The sequence below is a fragment of the Romboutsia sp. genome (assembly GCF_051659545.1).
Classification (GTDB): Bacteria; Bacillota; Clostridia; order Peptostreptococcales; family Peptostreptococcaceae; genus JBOFOR01.
This window is the reverse complement of the sequence record NZ_JBOFOR010000307.1, coordinates 1-2,621: the sequence shown is the minus strand read 5'-3', so window position 1 is coordinate 2,621 and position 2,621 is coordinate 1. Positions and strand designations below refer to the sequence as shown.

Below are 2,621 nucleotides of genomic sequence, written 5' to 3'. Positions count from 1 at the left end.
TTATTATTGTTATTATCCATAGTATCCATATCCTTTTTTGTAATTGTTTTTTTGTGGTGATTAAATAATAACATAGGATAAGATTACTATGGATTTTTTTTATATTTTTATTGGTTCAATTTCATTATACAATTAAGCAATATATTTTATTAAATCATTACATTATAAAACTTAATTTTATTTGGATGTTTATTTGAATACAGTTATACTAAAAACTATATAAGATACACATTAAAAGATTACAAAAAAAAATTAAGGTAAGTTATAATAACTTGCCTTAATTTTTTTTAAATACTCTTTTATTAAAATATCTACCCCTTTAGGAACAATAGCATATTATTATTTTATATATATTCCTTCAACCATCATTTCTTTATTGTAAGTAATCGTAAATTTACCTTCTCTATTTGAAAATTTAGCAGTTAGAATTACTGTAGCTAAATCCTCATTCCCTGACACATCTAACTTAGTTACTTCTTCAAAATCTCCAAAATCCTTCTTAATCGGTTCCCATGCATTTTTTAGTTTATCTGCTGGCATTACACTTGCTAGTTTATAACTCATATGCTTTGATATATCATCATATCTTTCATCACAAAGCATACTTAAAACATCATTCGCCTCTAATTTTAGTTTTTCTTCGTCATATCCTTCATCAAGTACATTACTTCCACATCCAGTAACAAACATTCCAACTGCTAAAATTATCAATAAAACTTTCAATACTTTCATATTCCCCACCTTTTTACACTTTCCTTCTATTTATCATTTTTATACTTTTACATTATACAATTAATTATATCTAGCTACACTAAAATATACAATTTATATTTATTTAAATATAGATGTCGATATATATCTAAAATTCCATCTTGTACTCTAATATCCTGCTTATCGCAACAAAAAAGCTATCGACATAATTTAAAATATCCATAGCCTTGTATTTAACTTTATCCCTTTAAAACTCTATCAATAGATATAATTCCATATTTTAAAACTTTTGCATCTATTCCAAGTAGTTTCGCATAAGCCCACATAGTAGGACTTCTTAATCTACCTTTTGAACAACCTATTACTAACTTTTCTTTTTTGTTATTAGAAACTTCTATAAGTTGTCTTTTTATTGATTCTATATTTGTTACCAAACCATATATTATAATAATTTCAGCAAAAAGTAAGTATTTATGAAGAAATTCATGTTCCTTTTTAGTTATTATAGGTATGTTGTACATTAATATTTGTTCTTTTGAGTATTCTTCTTTTGTCCTAGTATCTACTGTTATTTCGTCTTTTATATCTTCATATTTAATTAGATATTTCGAAAACAACAATGCCATAAATCTATCCAATGTTAATATACTCTTCACCTCTTATATTTATTTTATATCATATTGTAGCATATAAATTACTATTAATCTAATGATTTTTTGTCCTTTTTTAAGGTAAATTAAAGGACCTATTATTTTAAATAAGCCCTATTATCATTTCTATATTATATTTTATACTTCATCATACTTTGTAATTATTTTGCTAGTAATACCGTATTCAACAGCTTCTTCAGCATTTAACCAATAGTTTCTATCTGTGTCTTGTTGTACTTTTTCTAATGGTTGATCAGTAGCTTCACTTATTATGTTATTAATTCTTTTACGTACTCTTACTATTTCTTTAGCTTCTATACCAATATCTGTTGCTTGACCTCTACATCCGCCCATTGGTTGGTGTATCATATATCTTGTATTTGGCAATGAATATCTATTTTCTTTGTCAGCAGCTAAGTATATTGTTATACCTGCACTTGCAACCCATCCAGTTCCAATTATTTTTACTGTAGGTTTAACAAATTTAATCATATCATGAATAGTATCTCCAGCTTCAACATGACCACCTTGGCTATTTATAAATATTTTAATAGGCTCATCTCCCATTTCTTGTAAAACTAAAAGTTGAGAAACCACTTTTTCAGCTAAAGCTTGATTTATTTCACCAGATATAATTATTGATCTAGATTCTAATAATTTTTGTGAGGCAACCCCTGAAGTTTCCTTGTCTTTTTCTTTTTCTTGTTTTTCTTCTTGATAATAGTACATGTTATATTCCTCCATTTATTTTAGTATTACTATTTTTTATTATTTATTTGTTTATAAAATATATTTTACCATAAACCAAAGTAATTTTTTACCATATTTTTATTATTTTATTAAATTTCCTTTTAAATCATAGGCACCAGGTAGAGGATTCCAATTTATAATTTTAGTACTGGAATTTAATGGTTCACAGCTTACTCCCACTACTTTGTTAGCATTGACTATAAGATAAACTATTGTATTTTCAATGTTATCACCTTTCTTAGCATCTAATGGGTGTTATTTTACTACTAATGTATCCTTTTCAATTCGATAATCTAAATATTTTGAAAGCTCTATTTTTTATTTACTTGTTTCAACTTCTGATAAATAATAGTTTTCTTCTGAATTAATACTTACTATATATGTTCCATTAAATATTGTCACTTTTTATAATATATTTTGTTTCAGTAAAAATACTGGTATTATATAGATAAATATATTATCATAATTGGAGAAATTTATTAATGAACAACTTGGATAAAGCATCAGAAA

3 protein-coding genes are annotated in these 2,621 nt (G+C 25.2%); all 3 read right to left on the bottom strand.

Annotated elements, in window-relative coordinates; translation table 11 throughout:
- Nucleotides 1-339: 339 nt before the first annotated feature.
- Nucleotides 340-732: a DUF3887 domain-containing protein gene (locus tag ACRC03_RS18445; RefSeq protein ID WP_438654073.1), complete on the bottom strand. Its 393-nt coding sequence runs from the start codon at nucleotides 730-732 to the stop codon at nucleotides 340-342.
- Between the two features lie 218 nt (nucleotides 733-950).
- On the bottom strand, nucleotides 951-1,367 hold the full coding sequence (locus ACRC03_RS18440; RefSeq protein ID WP_438654072.1) for a rhodanese-like domain-containing protein: 417 nt from the start codon (nucleotides 1,365-1,367) through the stop codon (nucleotides 951-953).
- Between the two features lie 132 nt (nucleotides 1,368-1,499).
- A complete protein-coding gene (locus tag ACRC03_RS18435; protein ID WP_438654071.1) occupies nucleotides 1,500-2,090 on the bottom strand; it encodes an ATP-dependent Clp protease proteolytic subunit in 591 nt (196 codons plus the stop codon).
- Nucleotides 2,091-2,621 lie beyond the last annotated feature (531 nt).